16 protein-coding genes are annotated in these 19,604 nt (G+C 72.5%); 3 read left to right on the top strand and 13 right to left on the bottom strand.

Annotated elements, in window-relative coordinates:
- Window positions 1–17 precede the first annotated feature (17 nt).
- The 3 genes from rsgA to D452_RS0109460 form a co-directional block, all read right to left on the bottom strand.
- A complete protein-coding gene (gene rsgA, locus D452_RS0109470; protein ID WP_017543909.1) occupies window positions 18–1,139 on the bottom strand; it encodes a ribosome small subunit-dependent GTPase A in 1,122 nt (373 codons plus the stop codon).
- 196 nt (window positions 1,140–1,335) lie between these two features.
- A complete protein-coding gene (locus tag D452_RS0109465) occupies window positions 1,336–2,193 on the bottom strand; it encodes an MHYT domain-containing protein (RefSeq protein ID WP_017543908.1) in 858 nt (285 codons plus the stop codon).
- 145 nt (window positions 2,194–2,338) lie between these two features.
- Complete coding sequence (locus D452_RS0109460) at window positions 2,339–2,881, bottom strand: TetR/AcrR family transcriptional regulator (RefSeq protein ID WP_026129138.1); 543 nt, start codon at window positions 2,879–2,881, stop codon at window positions 2,339–2,341.
- Between the two features lie 246 nt (window positions 2,882–3,127).
- Here D452_RS0109460 and paaN point away from each other — a divergent pair, with 246 nt between their 5' ends.
- The 3 genes from paaN (at window position 3,128) to D452_RS0109445 (ending at window position 5,963) form a co-directional block, all read left to right on the top strand.
- A complete protein-coding gene (gene paaN / locus D452_RS0109455; protein ID WP_017543906.1) occupies window positions 3,128–4,801 on the top strand; it encodes a phenylacetic acid degradation protein PaaN in 1,674 nt (557 codons plus the stop codon).
- Between the two features lie 137 nt (window positions 4,802–4,938).
- Window positions 4,939–5,643, top strand: coding sequence for a carbonic anhydrase (locus tag D452_RS0109450; RefSeq protein WP_017543905.1), 705 nt, complete (start codon window positions 4,939–4,941; stop codon window positions 5,641–5,643).
- Window positions 5,644–5,717: 74 nt separating this feature from the next.
- Window positions 5,718–5,963 (top strand): hypothetical protein, encoded by a 246-nt coding sequence (locus D452_RS0109445; RefSeq protein WP_017543904.1) that lies wholly within the window; start codon window positions 5,718–5,720, stop codon window positions 5,961–5,963.
- A 54-nt stretch (window positions 5,964–6,017) separates the two neighbouring features.
- On the opposite strand, the gene D452_RS0109440 is transcribed toward D452_RS0109445, so the two are convergent.
- The 10 genes from D452_RS0109440 to D452_RS0109395 form a co-directional block, all read right to left on the bottom strand.
- On the bottom strand, window positions 6,018–7,022 hold the full coding sequence (locus D452_RS0109440) for a sugar phosphate isomerase/epimerase family protein (RefSeq protein WP_017543903.1): 1,005 nt from the start codon (window positions 7,020–7,022) through the stop codon (window positions 6,018–6,020).
- 67 nt (window positions 7,023–7,089) lie between these two features.
- Window positions 7,090–8,481, bottom strand: a complete 1,392-nt coding sequence (locus D452_RS0109435) for an alkaline phosphatase family protein (RefSeq protein WP_017543902.1) — start codon at window positions 8,479–8,481, stop codon at window positions 7,090–7,092.
- 38 nt (window positions 8,482–8,519) lie between these two features.
- Window positions 8,520–9,683, bottom strand: coding sequence for a metabolite traffic protein EboE (gene eboE, locus D452_RS0109430; protein WP_017543901.1), 1,164 nt, complete (start codon window positions 9,681–9,683; stop codon window positions 8,520–8,522).
- Window positions 9,680–10,591, bottom strand: coding sequence for a TatD family hydrolase (locus D452_RS0109425; RefSeq protein WP_017543900.1), 912 nt, complete (start codon window positions 10,589–10,591; stop codon window positions 9,680–9,682). Before D452_RS0109425 ends, eboE begins: the two co-directional genes overlap by 4 nt.
- A gap of 8 nt (window positions 10,592–10,599) precedes the next feature.
- A complete protein-coding gene (locus D452_RS28015; RefSeq protein ID WP_083927480.1) occupies window positions 10,600–11,271 on the bottom strand; it encodes an EboA domain-containing protein in 672 nt (223 codons plus the stop codon).
- Window positions 11,272–11,309: 38 nt separating this feature from the next.
- Window positions 11,310–12,179 carry a sugar phosphate isomerase/epimerase family protein gene (locus D452_RS0109415; protein WP_026129137.1) on the bottom strand — a complete coding sequence of 290 codons (870 nt, stop codon included), beginning with the start codon at window positions 12,177–12,179 and terminating at the stop codon, window positions 11,310–11,312.
- A complete protein-coding gene (locus D452_RS0109410) occupies window positions 12,176–13,057 on the bottom strand; it encodes an SCO3242 family prenyltransferase (RefSeq protein ID WP_026129136.1) in 882 nt (293 codons plus the stop codon). Before D452_RS0109410 ends, D452_RS0109415 begins: the two co-directional genes overlap by 4 nt.
- Window positions 13,054–14,217: an inositol-3-phosphate synthase gene (locus D452_RS0109405; protein ID WP_017543898.1), complete on the bottom strand. Its 1,164-nt coding sequence runs from the start codon at window positions 14,215–14,217 to the stop codon at window positions 13,054–13,056. The genes D452_RS0109410 and D452_RS0109405 overlap by 4 nt, the downstream gene beginning before the upstream one ends.
- Window positions 14,218–14,263: 46 nt before the next feature.
- Entirely contained in the window at window positions 14,264–15,046 is a 783-nt protein-coding gene (locus D452_RS0109400) for a hypothetical protein (protein WP_017543897.1), read from the bottom strand.
- 128 nt (window positions 15,047–15,174) lie between these two features.
- Window positions 15,175–19,518, bottom strand: a complete 4,344-nt coding sequence (locus D452_RS0109395; RefSeq protein ID WP_026129134.1) for a ThuA domain-containing protein — start codon at window positions 19,516–19,518, stop codon at window positions 15,175–15,177.
- Between the last annotated feature and the right edge of the window lie 86 nt (window positions 19,519–19,604).

Below are 19,604 nucleotides of genomic sequence, written 5' to 3'. Positions count from 1 at the left end.
CCCGGCACCGCACCGGGTCAGAGGCCGCGCTTGAGCCTGCCGGCCTCCCGGCCCTCGCGGGTGTTGCGCTTCCCTTGCCGGCGGCGCTCCGCACGCAGGCGGGCGTCGCCCCGGGACCGGTTCCACTCGGACTCGCGGTGCAGCTTGGACCAGCGTTCGAGGCGCCCGGAGTCCAGTTCGCCCTCGTCCACGGCGGCCCTGACCGCGCACCCGGGCTCGGCACCGTGGGAGCAGTCCCGGAACCGGCACCGTTCGGCCAGTTCGTTGACGTCCGCGAAGGTGCGGTCCACGCCGCTCCCGTCACCGGGCACGTCGATGCGGCGCACCCCCGGGATGTCCAGGAACAGCGTGCCCCCGGGCAGGGGGATCAGCTGGCGGTGGGTGGTGGTGTGGCGGCCGCGGCGGTCGTCGCGGATCGCCCCCGTCTCCATGACCGGCCGCCCGGCCAGCGCGTTGAGCAGGCTGGACTTCCCGGCGCCCGAGGTACCGAGCAGGACCCAGGTGGCCCCTGGGCGCAGGCGGGCGGACAGCTCGTCCAGACCGGCGCCCGTGTACGCGCTGACGGTGTGCACATCGGCGCCCGTGGTGACCGACTCGACCAGCTCGACCACCTCGGGGAGGCGGTCACCGGCGAGTTCGGCCTTGGTGACGGCCACGACCGGGGTGGCGCCGCTGGTCCAGGCGAGGCTGAGGAACCGTTCCAGCCGGCCCACGTTGGGGCCCTGGTCGGCGGCCTCACAGATCAGGACGGCGTCGACGTTGGCGGCCAGGACCTGGTCGTGGGAGTCCTTGGCCACGCCCTGGCGGACGAGGGTTCCCGAGCGTTCCAGGACCGCCTCGACCAGCCAGGTGTCGCCGGAGCGGCGCACGGCCACCCAGTCCCCGGTGGTGGGTGCGGTGAAGGGGTCGGCCTCCGCCGCCCTGCGCACCTCGGGTGAGAGCGCGGCGGTCTCGTGCCCGGGCAGACGGACGCCGACGGCGCCCCGTCGGGCCTCGGAGACCCGGGCGGGAAGCAGGACGTGCGGCACGCCGCGGGCGACGGCGTCGAAGGCCGCCTCGACGCGGGCGTTCCAGCCCAGTGCCGAGAGCGGGTGGGCGGGGTGTTCTTCGGATGTGGTGCTCGTGCTGTGGTGACTCACGGTGCTCTCTCTGGGAGCGCGAGCCGCCGATCTGACGCGACCTACGGCTCGCTGACGACGGAAGTTCGGAAACCGGTGCCAGGCATGAGGTGGGCCATGGCGTGCTCCTCTCGTCAGCGGCCGGCGCGGACCGCACGGCACGCACCGACCCTAGGGCAGGGGGCGGGTGCGGTGCCAGTGGTTTTCCCGGCGCCGGTCAGCGGCGCCGGGTCCACACGTCGTCCCCGGGCCGGGGCTCCGCCGGAGCGCCGTGCCGGGGCGTGTAGGTCTCCTCGGAGCCGATCGTGTGCTCCGCCGCCCGGTGCGAGGAGCGGGAGTAGTCCCGCCGTTCGTTCTCGTCGTCGTCGCCGAGCAGAAGGAAGAGGCTACAGATGAGCAGGAGGACGAACAGCCCGGTGATCACCGGGAGCAGGAGGTCCCAGGCCTTGGCTCCGTCGGGTGGGCCGACGGGGGTGAAGTTCGGCGGGACCACGTGCGTCCCGGCCATGCTGGTGTAGTGCGTGGCGGTGACCGCGGCGGCCATCACCAGGGAGGCGAGGAGGGTCGCGGGCGGTCCCTGCACCTGGCGGGCGCACCACAGGGCGACGGTGGAGGCGACCACGGCGATCACGGCGGACAGGGCCGTGAGGAACGGGTCGTGGTGCATGGTCCCGTGCACGTTCATGGCGACCACGCCGACGTGGTGCATGGCGATGATGCCGACGCCGACCAGGAGGCCGCTGGCCAGGAGCCGCATGGCGGTGGCCTCGCGCAGGATCAGGTGCAGGGCGAACACGGTGACCACTACCGGGATCACCCCGCTGACGGCGGTCAGGAGACCGTCGTAGCGCAGGGCGGTGCCGGGGACGCTGAACCCCAGCATGGCGACGAAGTGCATCGCCCAGATGGCCATGCCGCCGAGGGCGAGCGCGGCCAGGCCCTGCCACTGCCATCGGAAGAAGCCGGTCGCGTGGCGGGCCCTGGCGGCGAAGGAGAGCCCCAGGAACGAGCCGATGACCGAGATGGCGTAGGCGATCGAGGGTGTCATCCAGTCTTGGGGGAGGAGATCGGACACGGTCGCTCTGCTTTCCATGATGTGGGTCACAGACGTGACCCCCGTTCATGGAGCGTAGGGACGCTCGCCGTCGTTGACCAGGGCTTCCGCCGCCGATTCAGTGGCCTGATGTGGCCAGTGGTGATTCCTGGGGCCAGTGGGGCGATTAGTCCCGGCTGGACCGCAACCCTTCGAAGGCGATGCGGCACAGGGAGTCGGCGATCTCCTCGCAGGACATGCCCCGGTCCGGCTTGTACCACTCGACGATCGAGTTCACCATGCCGAAGAGCAGGCGGGAGGCGACCGCCGGGTCGACGTCGCTGCGGATGTCACCGTCGACCACGCCCTCGCGGACCAGGTCGGCGATGAGGTGGTCGAACCTGCGGCGCCGTTCCAGGGCGTGCTTCTCCACCTCGGTGTTGCCGCGCACCCGCAGCAGCAGGGTGACGTGGGGCAGTTCCTCGACGAGTACCCGGACGCTGCCGCGCATCACGTGTTCGAGTCGCGCGATGGCCGGGCCGGTGGTCGCACCCTCCTCGCGGGTGACCTCGAACAGGGCGTCCATGGCCAGGTCGAGCGACTGGCGCAGGAGTTCGGACTTGCCGGTGACGTGGTGGTAGATCGCGGACTTGGTCACCCCGAGGGCGCGGGCCAGGTCCTCCATGCTCGTTCCGTCGTACCCGCGTTCGTTGAACACGCGAGCGGCCACGCGGAGCACGGAGTCGGCGTCGTGCCCGGGGCGGCCGGAGCGGCGCCTGCCGGTCTGCCTCGGGGCGGCTGGTTCGGGTGCGGAAGATCGGGACACGGTTGTCGAATCTACCTCGTGACGGGGGCGAACGTGCGCGGGGTCGGTGGTCCGACCGCGTCGGCCGCCCGAGGGTTTGCTAACTTAACGAACGGTCGGTTGGTAACCCACCCTAGACCCCGCACCACCACCCGAGGAAGGGCGCGCGCCGTGTCGAAATCCCACCCGGACCTGCTGGAACGACACCGGGCCACCCTCGACGACGCCGTGGCGGCGGTCCGCGGGCGGTACCACCACTCCGCCTTCCCGGAGTCGCCGAGCCGGTCGGTCTACGGCGAGGACGCCGCCGCCAGGGGGCGGGCCGCCTTCGAGGCGCTTCTCGACCGGGACTTCCCGCTGTCCGGACCGGGAGAGAGGGGCCGCGTGGCCACGGAACGCTCCCCCTACGGCCCGGAACTGGGCGTGGGCTACCCGCACGCCGACCCCGACGCGCTGCTGGCCTCCTCCCGCCGGGCCCTCGCCTCCTGGCGCCGCGTGCCCCTCGACGTGCGCACGGGTGTGTGTCTGGAGATCCTCGACCGTCTCAACCGGCGTTCCTTCGAGATGGCGCACGCGGTGCGGCACACCACCGGTCAGTCCTTCGTCATGGCCTTCCAAGCGGGCGGACCGCACGCCCAGGACCGGGGGCTGGAGGCGGTCGCCCTCGCCCACGACCTGATCACGCACTACGCGGGCGAGTCCCGGTGGGAGAAGCCCCGACGCCGGGGCGGCCCGATCACGATGGCCAAGCGGTACACCGCGCGGGGCCGGGGGGTCGGTCTGGTCATCGGCTGCAACACCTTCCCCACCTGGAACTCCTACCCCGCGCTCTTCGCCAACCTGGTCACCGGCAACACCTCGATCGTCAAGCCGCACCCGGGCGCGGTCCTGCCGTTGGCCATCACCGTGTCGGTCGCGCGCGACGTGCTCACGAAGCAGGGGCTGGACCCCGACACGGTCCTGCTGGCCGCCGAGGCCCCCGAGGACCGCCTCGCCGCCGACCTCGCCACGCGCCCCGAGACGCGGCTCGTGGACTTCACCGGCTCCACGGAGTTCGGGGACTGGCTGGAGGAGCACGCGCGGCAGGCCTTCGTCAGCACGGAGAAGGCCGGGACCAACACGGTGGTCGTGGACTCCACGGACGCGTACCGTCCGATGCTCGCCAACCTCGCCCACTCGCTGGCGCTGTACAGCGGCCAGATGTGCACCACCCCGCAGAACGTCTACGTCCCGGCCGGGGGCGTGGCCACCGACGAGGGGCACCGGAGCGCGGAGGAGTTCGCCGCCGACCTCGCGGCCGCGGTCTCGGAGGTCGCCGCCGACCCCGCCCGCCTCGTGGGCGTGCTGGGCGCCGTGGTCAACGACGGGGTGCGGGAGCGGGTGGACGCCGTGGCGGACCTGGGAGAGGTCCTGCTCGCCCCGACGGCGCCCGCGCACCCGGAGTTCCCGGAGGCCGTCGTCCGCACCCCGGCCCTGGTCCGACTGGATGCGCGGGACCGCGACGTGTACGGGCGCGAGCACTTCGGCCCGGTCTCCTTCGTGATCACCACCGCCGACACCGACGAGTCCCTGCGCCTGTTCGGGGAGACCGTCGCCGAGCGCGGTGCCATCACCGCCTCCGTGTACTCCACCAGTGAGGACGTGCTGGAACGCGCGGAGGAGACGGCCATGGAGGCGGGGGTCAACCTGTCCGCGAACCTGACGGGCGAGGTGTTCGTGAACCAGTCGGCGGCCTTCAGTGACCTCCACGGTTCGGGCGCCAATCCGGCGGCGACCTCGTCGCTCACCGACCCCCGTTTCGTGGCGGGCCGGTTCGACTTCGTGCAGGCCCGGAAGCACGTCTGATTCCCGCTTGGCTGAATGTGGCCATACGGCGTTAGGAACGCGTCAATCCCCTTGTGAGCGCTCTCGCGCCAGGAGTAGCTTTTACCCGCTTTGCTGGCAAAAGTCATTTTGTTCGTAAAACGGAAAAAGAGCCCCAAATGGCTATAACCCGTCGCGGCGCCTTCAAGGCGTCGCTTCTCGGCGGCGTCGGCGCCGCCGTCGCCACCACCATCCCCGCCTCCGTCGCCTGGGCCGACGCCGCCCCCGCGGCCCCCGCCGCCCGGAACGCCAGGGAGGCCCTGCGCCTGCTGAAGGAGGGAAACCGCCGCTGGTCGCGCTACGTCTCCAGACACCCGAACGAGGGCAGAGCCCGCCGTGCCCAGCTGGTCGAGGGTCAGGCACCCTTCGCGACCATCCTCAGCTGCGCCGACTCCCGTGTCCCCCCGGAACTCGTCTTCGACCAGGGGCTGGGCGACCTCTTCACCGTCCGTTCGGCCGGCCAGGTCCTGGACGGCTCCGTGCTCGGCAGCCTCACCTACGCCGTGGAGCACCTGCACACACCGCTGATCGTGGTCATGGGTCACCAGAGCTGCGGCGCCGTCGACGCCGCAGTGGAGGCCCACCGCACCGGTGAGCTCCCGCACGGACACATCGGTGGTCTGGTCGCCGAGATCCTGGAGGTCGTCGAGTCCACCCCCGACGACGGCGAGGACTTCCTCGACGACTGCGTCCGGGCCAACGCGGAGCACATCGCGCGGCTCCTGCGCGAGGACAGCGAGCTCGGCGACTTCGTCTCCGACGGCAGGGTCGAGGTCGTCGCGGCCCGCTACGACCTGGAGGACTCCAAGGTCGCCTGGCTCTGACCCCCACTGGCCAGTCCGCCGAGTATGGGGGAGAATGCCGGTGACCATCCCCCAGCAGTGCAGGGAGACCCGGAATGTTCCGGATCGCGATCAGTCGGCTCACCGACGGCGGCCAGCGCATCACCCCCGAACACCGGGGAACCGCGCTGTCCGTCGACGAGGCGGTCCTCGCCCTCCGGGAGCACCTGCCCTCGGTGGACACCAGTGCCTTCGGCAGTGACGCCGTGCAGCGCTCGGTCAACCGGGTCAACGACTTCCGCCACGACGTGGCGACGTCCGACGGCGGACACTACCGGGTGGTCATCGCGCCGATGATGTGAGTCCGGTGCCACGGGGGCCGTGGCACCGGACGGTCCGCTCCGGCGTCGGGCCGGTCAGTCCGACCCGAAGGCGGAGTCGAAGGACGCCTCGGGCGCGTCGAAGGCGTTCGCCCTCACGAACCGCACCGCCTCGGCGGCCCCGGCCAGGCGGTCCATCCCGGCGTCCTCCCACTCCACGGAGATCGGCCCCTGGTAGCCGATCGAGTTGAGTACGCGGAAGCACGCCTCCCACGGAACGTCGCCGCGACCGGTGGACACGAAGTCCCAACCCCGGCGCGGGTCGCCCCACGGAAGGTGGGATCCGAGCCGCCCGTTGCGGCCGTTGCCCACGCGCTTGCGGGCGTCCTTGCAGTCCACGTGGTAGATCCGGTCGCGGAAGTCCCACAGGAAGCCGACCGGGTCGATGTCCTGCCACACCATGTGGCTGGGGTCCCAGTTCAGCCCGAACGCCTCCCGGTGTCCCACGGCCTCCAGCGCCGCCTGGGTCGACCAGTAGTCGTAGGCGATCTCCGACGGGTGCACCTCGTGCGCGAACCGCACGCCGACCTCGTCGAACACGTCCAGGATCGGGTTCCAGCGGTCGGCGAAGTCCCGGTAGCCCGCCTCGATCACGTCCGCGCCCACCGGCGGGAACATCGCCACGTACTTCCAGATCGCCGAGCCGGTGAAGCCCACCACCGTGGACACACCCAGTTTCGCGGCGGCCCGGGCGGTCAGCTTCATCTCCTCGGCCGCGCGCTGGCGGACCCCCTCGGGGTCGCCGTCGCCCCAGACGCGGGAGGGCAGGACGTCCTGGTGGCGGTGGTCGATGGGGTCGTCGCACACCGCCTGGCCGAGGAGGTGGTTCGAGATCGCCCACACTCCGAGGCCGTGCCGTTCGAGGATCTCCAGGCGCTCCCGGACGTAGGAGTCGTCCACGGCGGCGCGGGTGACGTCGAGGTGGTCGCCCCAGCAGGCGATCTCCAGGCCGTCGTAGCCCCAGGAGGAGGCGAGCGCGCACACCTCCTCGAAGGGCAGGTCGGCCCACTGGCCGGTGAAGAGGGTGACCGGTCGGGTCATCGGACTGCCTCCAGGGTGGTCGGGGGTGGGGCGGCGCCGGACGGCCCGCCCCGGATCGCCGGTGGATTCAGCGCGGGGTCGGCCCCGCCGGTGCCGGCACACCGACGAGGCCGAGCATGAGGTCGCGCACCTCGGTGGCGGCGACGCGTTCGCGGGCGAGCGCGGGTTCGGTGCACAGCACGAGGGGCCCGTCCCGGGGATCGTCGTGCGGGCGTCCGTGCGTGCCCCGGACACAGCCCGGGTCCAGGGGGACGACGTTCATCGTGTAGCGCAGGCCCGCCTTCTTGCGGACCAGGTTGGCCGCCGCCCGGGCCTTGACCAGGGGGTCGGCGGGGTCCAGGAAGAGTTCGGCCGGGTCGTAACCGGGCTTGCGGTGGATGTCCACACCGCGCGCGAAGTCGGGGGCCGACCCGTCGTCCAGCCAGTAGTAGTAGGTGAACCAGGCGCCGGGCCGGGCGAACAGGACCAGTTCCCCGGAGCGTTCGTGGTCCAGCCCGTACTCCGCCTGGGCTCCGCGGTCCAGGACGAGGTCGACCCCGTCCAGCCCCCGCAGGAGTTCGGTGACCTTCGCCAGGTCGTCGGAGTCGTGGACGTACACGTGGGCGCACTGGTGGTCGGCGACCGCGAAGGCCCGCGAGGCCCACGGATCGAGGTACTCCATGCCCTCCTGCGTGTACACCTCCAGGAAGCCCTCCCGGCGCAGCAGCCGGTTGACGTCCACCGGCTGGTCGGCGGGGGTGATCCCGTACTCACTGAGCACCAGGACGGCCGCTCCGGCCGCCTCGGCGTCGTCCAGCAGCGGGGCGAGCGCGGCGTCGAGGTCGCGCACCGCCTGCCGCGCCCGGTCGGAGTCGGGTCCGAACCGCTGGAGGTCGTAGTCCAGGTGGGGGACGTAACAGAGGGTGAGGTCTGCCCGGGGCAGCAGCTTGCGGGTGGCGGCGACGATCCATTCGGTGGAGCGGATCGAGGCGGTCGGTCCCCAGTAGTTGAACAGGGGGAAGGGGCCCAGGTCCGAGGTGAGTTCGTCGTGCAGCCCGACCGGCCTCGTGTAGCAGTCGGGGGACTTGCGGCCGTCCGCGTGGTAGACCGGCCGGGGTGTGACGGTCCAGTCGGTGGTGGCCCCCATGGCGTACCACCAGCAGACGTTGGCCGTGCGGAAGTCCGGGCGGTGGCGGCGGGCGGTCTCCCACACCTTCTCGCCCTGGACCAGCCGGTTGTGCTGGCGCCACAGGTACACCTCGCCCAGATCCCGGAAGTACCAGCCGTTGGCGACGGCGCCGTGGTCGGCGGGCGCGGCCCCGGTCAGGAAGGTGGACTGCACGGTGCAGGTGACGGCGGGCAGGACGGTGTCCAGCGGCGCCCGCCACCCGCGCTCGGCCAGGCGGCGCAGTCGTGGGGCGTGTTCGAGCAGCCGGGGGGTGAGCCCGACCGCGTTGACGACGAGGAGGCGGCTGGTCATGGGTGGCGGTCCCTTCCTTGGTGGGCCGTGGTGGGCCGTCAGAGCGGGGTGAGCCCGAGCGCGGTGAGCCGGTCCCGGGCCCAGGCCAGTTCGGCGGCGATCCCGGCGATCAGCCCCTCCTCACCGACCGGGCGCCGGTCCTCGGGCAGCACCGTCCAGGTGTAGGTCTCCACCTCCACGTGGTCGGTGCGGGCGCCGTCGGGGCCGAACAGGCGGGACAGGGTCCGGTCGAGGTGGTCGGTGGTGCCGCGCAGGGGAGCGGCGGCCGGCGAGTGCAGGGGCGCGTGGAAGTGGGTGCGCCAGGGGCCCCCGCCTTCCAGGGGACGGGGACCGTCGAGGGCCTCGGGCAGGTCGTCCCGGGCCCGGGTGCGGTCGTCGTCCAGCTCGCGGGTCTGGTGCAGGAACCGGTCCTCGGCGAAGGCGGCGAGGGCGGCGCGCGTCCCCGGGGCGGTCGGGTCGGGCGCCTCCACGGCGGCCGACGCCTGGGTCTTGACCACCGGGAGTCCGGCCCGGTCCAGTCGGTCCAGCGCGGCGCCCGGCTCCTCGAACTCCACTGCGAGGTGGCAGGTGTCCAGGCACACGCCCACGTGCGGGGGCGGGTCGGCGAGGAGGCGGGCGGCGTCCCGCGTGGTCTCCACGGCGCAGCCGGGTTCGGGTTCCAGGCCCACCCGGACCGGGCGCCCCGCGTCGGCCAGACCGTCCAGCACAGCGGAGAGCTCGGTGAGGTGGCCCCGCGCGGCGGCCTGACGCCCGGCGTCCCAGGGTTCCCGCCACGCCAGGGGCAGAGTGGAGACGCTGCCCCTCGCGGCGTCGTCGGGCATGAGCCGGGCCAGCACCCGCGCGCAGTCCACGGTGTAGTCCAGGCGGGCGCGCTCGGTCCAGTCGGGGGAGTACACGGCGTGCTTGACGACGGGCGCGTGGAACCCCGTGTAGGGGAACGCGTTGAGGGTGACGGTCTCCAGCCCGGCGGCCGCCAGCCCCGTCCGCAGCCGGTCGGTGAGCGCGGGGGAGCGGGCCAGCTCGCGGGCCAGGGGCGCGGGCAGCCACAGGCCGAGCCCGAGCAGGTCGGTGTCCAGGGCAGCGCGGACCCCGCCGCCGAACACCCGGATCTGGCGCAGGACGCCGTCCAGGTCCTCGGCCGGGTGGACGTTGGTGCAGTACGCGAGGTGGACGACGGTGCCGTCGGGGTGCCGGAACCTCACTCGGCGCCCCCTCGCGGGTCCTCCGCCGCGCCCTCCGGCGGCCCCGCTTCCGGACGTTCGCCGCGCAGGATCGAGTTGCCCGAATAGGTGGCCGCGGTCGCCGGTCCCGCGCCCTCCTCCAGCAGCAGACGGCCGCTGCGCCCGTAGAACTCCACGGGGTTGCGCCACAGCACGCGGTCCACGTCGTCCTCGGTGAACCCGGCCTCCAGCATCCGCTGACCCGTGTACAGCGTGGTCAGCGGGTCGCTGTGCCCCCAGTCGGCCGCCGAGTTCACCACCATGCGGTCCAGGCCCCACTCGGACAGCACGCGCACCATCCGCTCCGGGGACATCTTGGTGTCCGGGTAGATGGAGAAGCCCAGCACGCACCCGGAGTCGCGCACCATCTCCACGGTGGTCTCGTTGAGGTGGTCCACCAGGACCATCTCCGGGGCGATCCCCGACTCCTCGACCAGCCGCAGGGTGTGCCGGGTGCCCTCGACCTTGTCCCGGTGCGGGGTGTGCACCAGCACCGGCAGACCGAACTCCCGGGCTAGTTCCAGCTGGTGCCGGAAGGCCTTCTCCTCCTCGGAGGTCCGCGAGTCGAACCCCACCTCGCCCACGGCCACCACCCCGTCCTTGGCCAGGTAGCGGGGGAGGAGGTCGAGCACCCCGGCCAGGCGGGGGTCGTTGGCCTCCTTGGGGTTGAGCGCGATCGTGCAGTGGTGGCGGATACCGAACTGGGCGGCGCGGAAGCGCTCCCACCCGACCAGGCCGTCGAAGTAGTCGCGGAAGGAGCCCACGCTGGTGCGCGGTTGTCCCAACCAGAACGCGGGCTCCACGAGGGCGCGCACTCCGGCGTCGTGCATCGCCTGGTAGTCGGCGGTGGTCCGCGAGGTCATGTGGATGTGCGGGTCGAAGATACGCATGACGCCTCCTATGAGCGGGGGGTCGGGTCCTGTGGGCGGTCCGGGCCGGCGACCCGGGGGAAGCGCTCCAGAACCCGGTGGACGTCGGCGGGCACCGCGCGGCCCGCCCGCTCGCGTTCACGGGCGAAGTCCGCGCACATGCGGGCCAGCTCGGCGTCGGCGCGCTCGTCCACCCCCGCCACCAGACGCAGCGGCACCCCGACGAACAGGCACTTGAGCACGGTCTGGCGCCAGGCGTGGTCGTCCAGCAGGGCCTGGGTCCCGCTGGCCGCGGCCGCGGCGACCAGGCGGGTGTCGTTGGTGCGCAGGGCGTCCGCGAGCAGGCGTCGGGCGGTGGCGGCGACCTCGGGCTCCCGGGTGTCCAGGCGGTCCAGCCCGTGCAGGACGGCGCGACGTTCCTCGGCGTCCCCGTACTCGTAGAGGGCGTTCACCTCCCCGGCCAGGTCGCCCGGAGAGAGCGCCTGGGCCAGGACGCGCAGCAGGTCAGCGCGCACGAGGTCGTCGAGGGTCGGCCCCTCCGCCCCGGTGGGGTCGCCGGAGGGTCCGGCGCCGCGCGCGACCCGGCGCGCGGCGGCGGGGAAGAGCACCGCGACGCGCTCCGGATGCTCGGCCACCTCGGCGCGCAACGCGGCCAGCCGCGTACGCGCGTCCTCCTCCAACAGGTCACCGACGTCCGCCACGGTGCCTCCCCTCCCGGCTCGCTCTCCGCCCGCGCTGATCACTCCGTCTTCCCCCGTTCCTCCAGCACCCGGGACCAGGCCGCGTCCAGCGCCCGCTTGGAGCGCTCGGCGACCAGCGGGGCGGCGTGCCCGTGCCGGGGCAGCTCCACCGAGGCCAGCCCCGTGTACCCCACACGGTCAAGGGCGCCCAGCACCCCGGCCAGGTCGAGGTCGCCTTCACCGAACTCCAGGTGTTCGTGCACACGGGGGCGCATGTCATCCAGCTGCACGTTGGCGATCAGGTCCCCGGCTCGGGCCACCGTTCCCTCGGGGCCGTCGGGTTCGTTGCACACGCCGTGCCCCACGTCCAGGGTCACTCGGAGCCGCGCGGGGTCGCCCAGCGCGCGTCGCAGCTCCAGGACGTCCTCCAGGCGTTCGGCGAACATGCCCGGCTCGGGCTCGAAGGCCAGGTCCACGCCGAGCTCCTCCGCCGTCACCAGGACCTTCTCCACACCGGAGAGGAGCCGTTCGCGCCCCTCCTCCCGCGTGGCCCCGGCGGGCAGGATGCCCGACCAGAAGGACACCGCCTCCGCGCCGAGGGTGTCGGCGATCCGCACCGCCCGGCGCAGCAGATCGACGCGCACGTCGCGGTCCCGGTCGGAGACCAGGGTGGGTTCGTGCTTGCGGCGCGGGTCCAGCAGGTACCGGGCGCCGGTCTCCACGACCACCGCCAGCCCCAGCTCGTCCAGCCTGTGGGCGACCGCCGCCACCCGGGCCTTCACGTCCAGGGAGAACGGGTCCAGGTGCGGGTGGTCCAGGGTGAGGCCGACCCCCTCGTAACCGAGGTCGGCGATGATCGCCAGGGCGTCGACCAGCCGGTGGTCCCAGAACCCGTTCGTCCCGTACCCCAGCCTCAGCTGTTCGCTCATGTCACCGACACCGCCCTCGCCGCCCGCGCGGTCACCGGTGCCCCGGCGGCCAACGCGCACGCGGTGCCCACCGCCCCGTACCGGGAGAGCAGCGCCGCCTGGAGCGGGATCATCCCCCGGATACCGGTCCCGGTCGCCGCGCGCGCGTGGTCCGCACTGGGTTCGGCCAACGCGCGGGCCTGGGCCGTCCCCACGGTGGTCGCGAACGACCCCGCGAAGGCCCCGGCCGCCAGCTCGCCCAGCGAACCGCGCACGGTGGCGGGAGCCGTGCGCGCCGGGTACGCCGCCAAGGTGGCCCCGGCCAGGGTGCAGGACAGCGCCCCGGCGGCCACCTCCGACCGGGTTCCGTGGACCTCTCCCCGGCTCAGCGTCGTCACCCCGTAGGTGTGGACGGCCATAGCGGCCGCGGGCAGCGCGGCCGCGCCGGTCCGGTCACCGGCACCGAGCAGCACGTCCAGTCCCCGGTTGACCGCCATGCCCAGCGGGGCCAGCGGCGTGGGTTTGAGGACGAGGTCGTAGGTCCACACGGTGGTGGCCAGGGCGGTGGCCACCAGGGCGGACCGGCGGCCCCCGGCCAGCGCGGCGATCCCCACACCGGCCGCCGTGAGTCCGGTCGCCACGGCCAGGGCCTCGCCCGGGGTGACCTCACCGGAGGGGATCGGGCGTTCGGGGCGCTCGACCGCGTCCAGGTCGCGGTCCGCGTGGTCGTTGAGGGCCATCCCGGCCCAGTACAGGCACACCGAGGCCGCGGGGAGGGCCCACGTGCCGGGCCGGTCCAGCCGACCCGCGGCGGCCGCGCCGGTGAGGGAGTCGCCGAGCACGGTCAACGCGGCGGGCAGGCGCACCAGCCGGGCCAGGGACCTCAGCTTCCGGCTCATCCGCGCCCCGCCCCCTCGGCCGGTCCGGCGCACCAGGCGGTGAGTGCCTCCCACTGCGCCACCAGCCCGTGCACGTCGCTCCCGGCCGGGTCCTTGAAGAAGAAGCCCAGCTCCGGGACCGGGCCCGACCGGCGGGTCCGGTGGGCGTGGGCGGCCAGCCGAGCCAGGTCCAGGACCAGGGGCGCCGCCAGCGCCGAGTCGTAGCCGGACCAGGTGAACTGGAGGCTCATCCTGGTGCCCAGGAACCCCTCGAAGGACACGTGGTCCCAGGCGGTCTTCGCGTCACCCAGGTCGGGCACGTAGTCGATGTGCAGGGGCCCGTCCACCGGGTGCCCCAGCAGGTGCTCCAGGCCCCGGGCCTTGGAAGCGGTCTTGTTGTCGTTGCTGGCGGGGTCGGCGAGGGTCGCGCCGTCGCCGCCGCCCAGGAGGTTCATGGAGGACCACGAGCGCACGCGCAGCGCCCGGGCCGCGAACATCGGCGCGAGCACGCTCTTGACCAGGGTCTCCCCGGTCTTGCCGTCCGAGCCCGCCCACGGCAGTCCCAGTTCCTGTGCCAGGGCCGCCAGCGCGGGCGGGCGCGGCCCCGCGTTCGGGGTGAACTCCACGAAGGAGCACCCCGCCCGCAGGGCCGCGTAGGCGTACACCGAGCTGGCCGGGATCCGGGCGGTCCCCGCGTCCAGGGCCGCCTCCAGCTGTTCGGGTTCGTCCAGCTCGGGAACCCGCTCCGGGGCGGGCTCCGTGCTGGACAGGTCCACGACCACCACGCGCTCCACGGCCTCGCGTTCGGCGAACGCGCGCAGGTCCTGTTCCAGACGGTCCACATGACACCGGGCGAACCCCTCGGGCCGAGGCTCCACGCCCCGGCGGACGCGCCGGTCCACCGCGTCGAGCTCCTCCGCGAAGGCCTCGGGCAGGTGCGGGGGGACCACTCCGGACCTGGCCAGCGGCTCCGCGCTCTTGGACAGGTGGGTGTCCGAGAGGTCGTGGCCGCCGAAGACCAGGTCACCGAGGCCGGGCAGGCCCGCGTCGGCGAACTCGGGGCGTTCGGTCACACACCCCGTCCGCTCGGCGGCGCCCGCCCGCACTGCCAGCGCGCCCAGGACGGCCGTGGTGGCGACCGACCCGCGCGCCCCGACCAACCACACTCCGATGCGTGTCATGTGCTCCCCTGCTGGTTGTCGTGCTGGTGCTGGTGGAGGCCCCGGGTCAGTGGCCGTCGTGGGCGGGCGGCGGCCCGTCCCCGGTCGCGCCGTCGCCGTCCTCGGCCTCGTCGGGTTGGAGGGCGCCGCTGCCCGGTTCGGAGGGCAGGTACAGGTGGATGTGGCCGTGCCCGGCGTCGATGCTGACCATGTCGAGCTGGGTGGCCGCCACCGACCAGGCCTTCACGGCCTGGTCGCGCAGGTCGGCGGCCAGTTCCAGAAGCTCGGTCCGCTGGTCCCCGTCGGCCTGGGAGGCGGACTGGTAGGCGCTCACCGCCGAACCGAGCAGGTCCACGGAGCCGTCGAGCCCGGCGAGGGTGACGTTGAAGTCGGTCTGGCCGGAGTCGCCGAGGTCGAAGTGGGCCCCGGCGTCGCGGATGGTGCCGAGCCAGGCGTCGATCTCCTCGGAGTCCGGGAAGTCGTCGGAGGGTGCGGAGCCGTCGGCGGGCAGGACCCCGTTCAGGGACTCCAGCGCCGGGACCAGCTCCTCGTGGGCGGCCCTGGTGTGGCCGATCAGGCTGGACACCTGGTCCACGTGGCGGGCGTCGGCGGAGGCCTCCAGCTCGGCCACCCGGGCCGGGTCCGGGGAGACCTGGTCGTCCCCGCCCCCGAAGAAGAGCACCACCGCGGCGACGACGGCGCCGACCAGCAGAACGGAGCCGCCGGTCAGCCACCAGGTGGTGGGATTGGAGTTCGCGGAGTGGACCCCCGCGGTCCGGTCCGGGGCGGCCTCGCCGCTCTCCGGGTCGGGGGTCTTCCCCTGCTTGGTGCTCAAGGGGTCGGTGCTCACGGGCACCTCCTGTCAGGTTGACACTGGCCTGGTGACGGGCGGCGCGTGCCGTGCGAACGACGCCGCGGGGGTGTGGCGGGGCCGGGGACGGCCCCGCCACGGTTCGTCGCGTTACTGCTGATCCGGGACTACTCGGGTACTGCGGTCAGGTGTTCGAGGCCGTCGGCCAGGCGCCCCAGCTCCTCTCGGGTCTCGGGGTCGGCCACGGTCTCTGCGGTCGTCCGGAACCGGTCGAGCGAGCGTCCGGCCTGCGCGGGCCGGCCCACGCTCACGTTGTGCTCGGCCAGTTCCAGCTGGCGGGTGAGCCGGGTGGCCTCGGAGGCGGTCAGAGCGCCCGCCTCGGCCAGTTCCCCGACCCGTTCGTGGACCTCGGCGAAGGTGAACGTCTCCGTCTCGTCCTCCAGGTCGGTGACCTGCACGTCGCGGAACCACACGAGGTCGTTCGCGCCGTGGTTCTGGATCCCGACGTGCCCGGCCGAGAGGTCGCGGGCGGGGTCGGTGCTCTCGAACTCGTTGACCAGCTCGCCGTTGATCCACACGCGGATCATCGGGTCGTCGACCTCGATCTCCATCGTGTTCCACTCGCCCACGACCTCCGGGTGGGAGGTGGCCGCCTGGAAGGTGTAGATGGCCCCGGTCTGGGTGAGGGGGTCGCCCTCGGGGGCGCCGTACGGGTCGATCTGGATCTCGTAGCCCTCGTTGACCGCGACCCACGGGTCGTCGCCCGGGTCCGGGAAGCCGACGAAGACACCGGAGTTGTCGGACTCCTCGTGGGTGAGGTAGTCCAGCTTCAGGCGGTAGGAGCCGAGCTCGTTCTCGTGCCAGAGCAGGCCCATCCCGCCCTCGGTCTGGAGGACGCACCCGTCACCGTCGTCGACGATCTCGAAGCCGCCCGGACCGGCCATGTTCCAGCCGTCCAGGGACTCCCCGTCCCACAGGGCGCGGTAGCCGTCGTCGAGGTTGGGCGGCGCGCACTCCACGGGGGCGGGCTCGTCGCCGACCGTGATGGTGTGGGTGGCGGAGGTGCCGGTGCGGCCCTCGCCGTCCGTGGCCACCGCGCTGACCGCGTACTCGCCGTCGGGGACGTCGGACCAGGTGGCCTCGTAGGGGCCCTCGGTCACCGTGGCGACCGCCTGCCCGTCCACGAGGAACTCCACTTCCTCGATCCCGGCGTCACCGTGGTCGGTGACGTCGGCCGCGAGCGGGACGTCCTCGCCCGACCCGAAGGCCGCGCCGTCGTCCGGGCTGGTCAGCTCGGCCTCGGGCCTGTCACCGTGGCCGCCGTCGTGGTCCGCGTTCACGTCGAAGTAGTTGACGTTGAACAGCGCCTCGTCCCCGGCTTCGTCGTTGACGAAGACCAGGTGGAGGTCGATGGTGCCGCCGGGGTCGGTGACGTCCTCCATCGTGACGTCGGTCCACTCCTGCCAGCCGCCGGTGGGCTCGACGTCGACCGAGCCGACCAGTTCGCCGTCGGGGGAGTCGGCGCGGGCCTCGATGGTGCCGCCCGCCCCTTCCGAGGCCACACGGAAGCCGATCTGCTCGACCCCGTGCAGGTTCACCGGGTCGTAGGCGACCCAGCTGCCGTGGTGGATGCCGCCGAGGTTGCGCAGGCCCCCGTTGGGGTCCTCGGTGGCGTCGGTGACCACTCCCTCGCTGCCGGTGAAGTACTGCGCCTGCATCCGCGACGGGTTGAGCTTGATCCCGTCGCTGCCGGTCAGGGACGGAACGCCGTCCCCGCCCTGGTCGGTGTACTCGGCCTGGAGGACCCAGAAGATGTTCATGTCGTGGCCGTGACCGCCGTCGGTCCCGGTGACGCTCACACCCTCACAGCCCTCGTACTGGGTCCAGGGGTGGGCATGGGTGTCGTGGCCCAGCGACGAGGTGACGTCCACCTCACCGCAGTCGATCCCGTCGCCGATCGACCCGTCCTCGGCGTCCTCCACGGTCACGTCGAACGGGATCTCGTCGCCCCAGTCGAAGAACTGACCGTCCCGGGGCGTGTCGAAGGCGACCTCGGGCGCGGTGTTGCCCGCGGTGATCGTCACGGTGGCCGTGCCCGTGCGCTCCTCGGTGTCGGTCACCGTGAGGCTGACGTTGTACCGGCCCGCCTCCTCGAAGGTGTGCGTGGGAGCGGGATCGGTCGAGGTCGTGCCGTCCCCGAAGTTCCACGCGTAGTCGAAGGCCAGGCCTCCGGGGTGGAAGGAGTTCTCGCCGGAGAACTCCACGGTCAGCGGCGCGGGGCCGGAGGTGGTGCTGCTGCTGATCCGGGCCACCGGGCTGTTGCCCGACCCGGAGTAGTCGATGCGGGAGATCGCCGAGTCCTCGGCCCCGCCGAACCAGCCGGAACCGTACTCCAGCACGTACAGGGCGCCGTCCGGGCCGAACTCCATGTCCATGGGGTTGGCCAGGTCGATGTCCGGGACGGTCTCGGTGATGTCGAGGACATCACCCTCGTCGTCCAGGTGCACCTGCTTGATCCACTGGCGGCTCCACTCGTACAGCAGCGGGACGCCGTCGTAGTACTCGGGCCACTTGTTGTCCGACTCCAGCTCCGGGTCGAAGCTGTACGCCGGACCGCCCATCGGGGCGCCGCCGCCGGTGCCCAGGTGCGGGAACTCCTCGGACTCGTCGTAGCCGTACCAGATCGCCGCCGGAGTGACCGGGGGCAGCTCCGTCAGGCCGGTGTTGCGCGGCGACTCGTTGACCGGGGCGTCGCAGTCGAACGGCTCCCCGGACGTGCCGGATCCGAAGTCGTACTTGTTGTAGGCGGAGTTGTTCCCGATGCAGTACGGCCAGCCGATGTTGACCGGCTCGGTGATGTGGTGCCAGGTGACCGTGTTCTCGGGGCCGCGCTCGGGGTCGGCCACGGGGGAGTCCGGTCCGTAGTCGGCCAGGTAGACGCTGCCGTCGTTCTGGTCCACGGAGAACCGGAACGGGTTGCGCAGACCCATCGCGAGGATCTCGGGGCGGGTCAGGTCGGCGTCGGAGGTCTCCGGCGGGAACAGGTTGCCCTCGGGGATCTCGTAGCCGCCGTCCTCGTCGACGGCGATCCGGATCAGTTTGCCGCGCAGGTCGTTGGTGTTGGCCGAGCCGCGCTGGGCGTCGAAGGCCGGGTTGCGGCTCTCCCGCTCGTCGTGCGGGCTGAAACCGTCCGAACCGAAGGCGCTGGTGTCGTCGCCGGTGGAGAGCAGGAGGTTGCCGTCCGGGTCGAAGTCGATGTCGCCGCCGACGTGGCAGCACATGCCGCGGGTGGCCTCGACCTCCAGGATCACCTGCTCGCTCTCCAGGTCCAGGGACGGCTCGTCACCGTCCACGAACTGGAAGCGCGACAGGTTGTTGTGCGCCTCGAAGGGCTCGAAGTCCTCCGCTGTGCCGTTCTCCGGTGCGGCACCCGAGGGGACGCCGTCGATCACGGGCGCGTAGTACAGGTACACCCACCCGTTCTCCTCGAAGTCCGGGTCGAGCGCGATGCCCTGGAGCCCGTCCTCGTCGTGGTCGTAGACGGGCACGTCCGCGAGCGCGTTGGTGCTGTAGGTCTCGGGGGACCACATGGACACCTGGCCGTTGCGGGAGGTGTGCATGATCCGGCCGTCCGGGAGCACCGCCATGCCCATGGGCTCGCCGACGTTCTCCTCGCCCTGGGCGAGCGTGACCTTCTCGAAGTTGTCCCACTGGGTGGCGCCGCAGTCGCCCTCGACCTGTCCGGCGGCCCACTCGAGGCCTCCGAGGAGGTGGGCGGTGAACTCCGGCTCCGAGTACGACTCGACGGTGTGGCCGCCGCCGGTGTACCAGGACCTGCCGCCGTCGTACACCTGACACCAGGCGATCGGGTGGTCGAAGCCCATCTGTCCGGCGGGGTCGACGACGTCCTCGTAGGAGGCCTCGTTCAGGCCCGCCAGGACGTGGACGTCACCGCGCGGGCTGACGTCGTAGTCGTACCACTCGTCGTGCCGGTCCCAGCTGGCCGGGAGCATGGACGTGGAGGGGTGGGTGCGGTCGTTGACCATCACCTCGGCGTCCTGGGTGCCGGGCGGGTGGCTGGCGAAGTACGCCCCGACCAGGTCGCCGTACCACTCCCAGTCGTAGTGGGTGTCAGAGGCGGAGTGGACGCCGACGTAGCCGCCGCCGCCCTGCACGTACTCCTCGAACGCGGCCTGCTGGGTCTCGTCCAGGACGTCGCCGGTGGTGGAGAGCCAGATGACCGCGTCGAAGCGGGCCAGGTCCTCCGGGTTGAAGATGTCGGAGTCCTCGGAGTGCTCGGTCTCGAAGCCGTGCTCCTCGGCGAGCGCCTCGTAGAGGGCGACGCCGTAGGGGATGGAGTCGTGCCGGAAGCCGGTGGTCTTGGAGAAGATGAGCGCGGTGAACGGGTCCTGTTCGTCCGCGTCGGCTTGGGCCGGGACCGACGTCAGCCCGAGGGCCAACGCGACGCTCGCCGTCAGGGCGCCCAGCGTTCGTAGGGATCTTCTGATCACGGGAAACCTCACCTGGGGGTGGGGGGTCGATGAGTCCGTGCGGCGTGCCGGCGCCGACGGCAGGGACGGTGGCCGCGTTCGCGTGC

It is taken from the genome of Nocardiopsis prasina DSM 43845 (assembly GCF_000341265.1).
GTDB lineage: Bacteria > Actinomycetota > Actinomycetes > Streptosporangiales > Streptosporangiaceae > Nocardiopsis > Nocardiopsis prasina.
Note: the sequence above shows the minus strand (reverse complement) of the source record. Positions and strands in the feature narration are given on the sequence as shown.

Excerpts from the sequence above, each read along its gene's own strand:
- D452_RS0109450 (WP_017543905.1), top strand. The coding sequence starts at position 4,939 with ATGGCTATAACCCGTCGCGGCGCCTTCAAGGCGTCGCTTCTCGGCGGC.
- D452_RS0109445 (WP_017543904.1), top strand. The coding sequence starts at position 5,718 with ATGTTCCGGATCGCGATCAGTCGGCTCACCGACGGCGGCCAGCGCATC.
- D452_RS0109440 (WP_017543903.1), bottom strand. The coding sequence starts at position 7,022 with ATGACCCGACCGGTCACCCTCTTCACCGGCCAGTGGGCCGACCTGCCC.
- D452_RS0109435 (WP_017543902.1), bottom strand. The coding sequence starts at position 8,481 with ATGACCAGCCGCCTCCTCGTCGTCAACGCGGTCGGGCTCACCCCCCGG.
- D452_RS0109425 (WP_017543900.1), bottom strand. The coding sequence starts at position 10,591 with ATGCGTATCTTCGACCCGCACATCCACATGACCTCGCGGACCACCGCC.
- D452_RS0109415 (WP_026129137.1), bottom strand. The coding sequence starts at position 12,179 with ATGAGCGAACAGCTGAGGCTGGGGTACGGGACGAACGGGTTCTGGGAC.
- D452_RS0109410 (WP_026129136.1), bottom strand. The coding sequence starts at position 13,057 with ATGAGCCGGAAGCTGAGGTCCCTGGCCCGGCTGGTGCGCCTGCCCGCC.
- D452_RS0109405 (WP_017543898.1), bottom strand. The coding sequence starts at position 14,217 with ATGACACGCATCGGAGTGTGGTTGGTCGGGGCGCGCGGGTCGGTCGCC.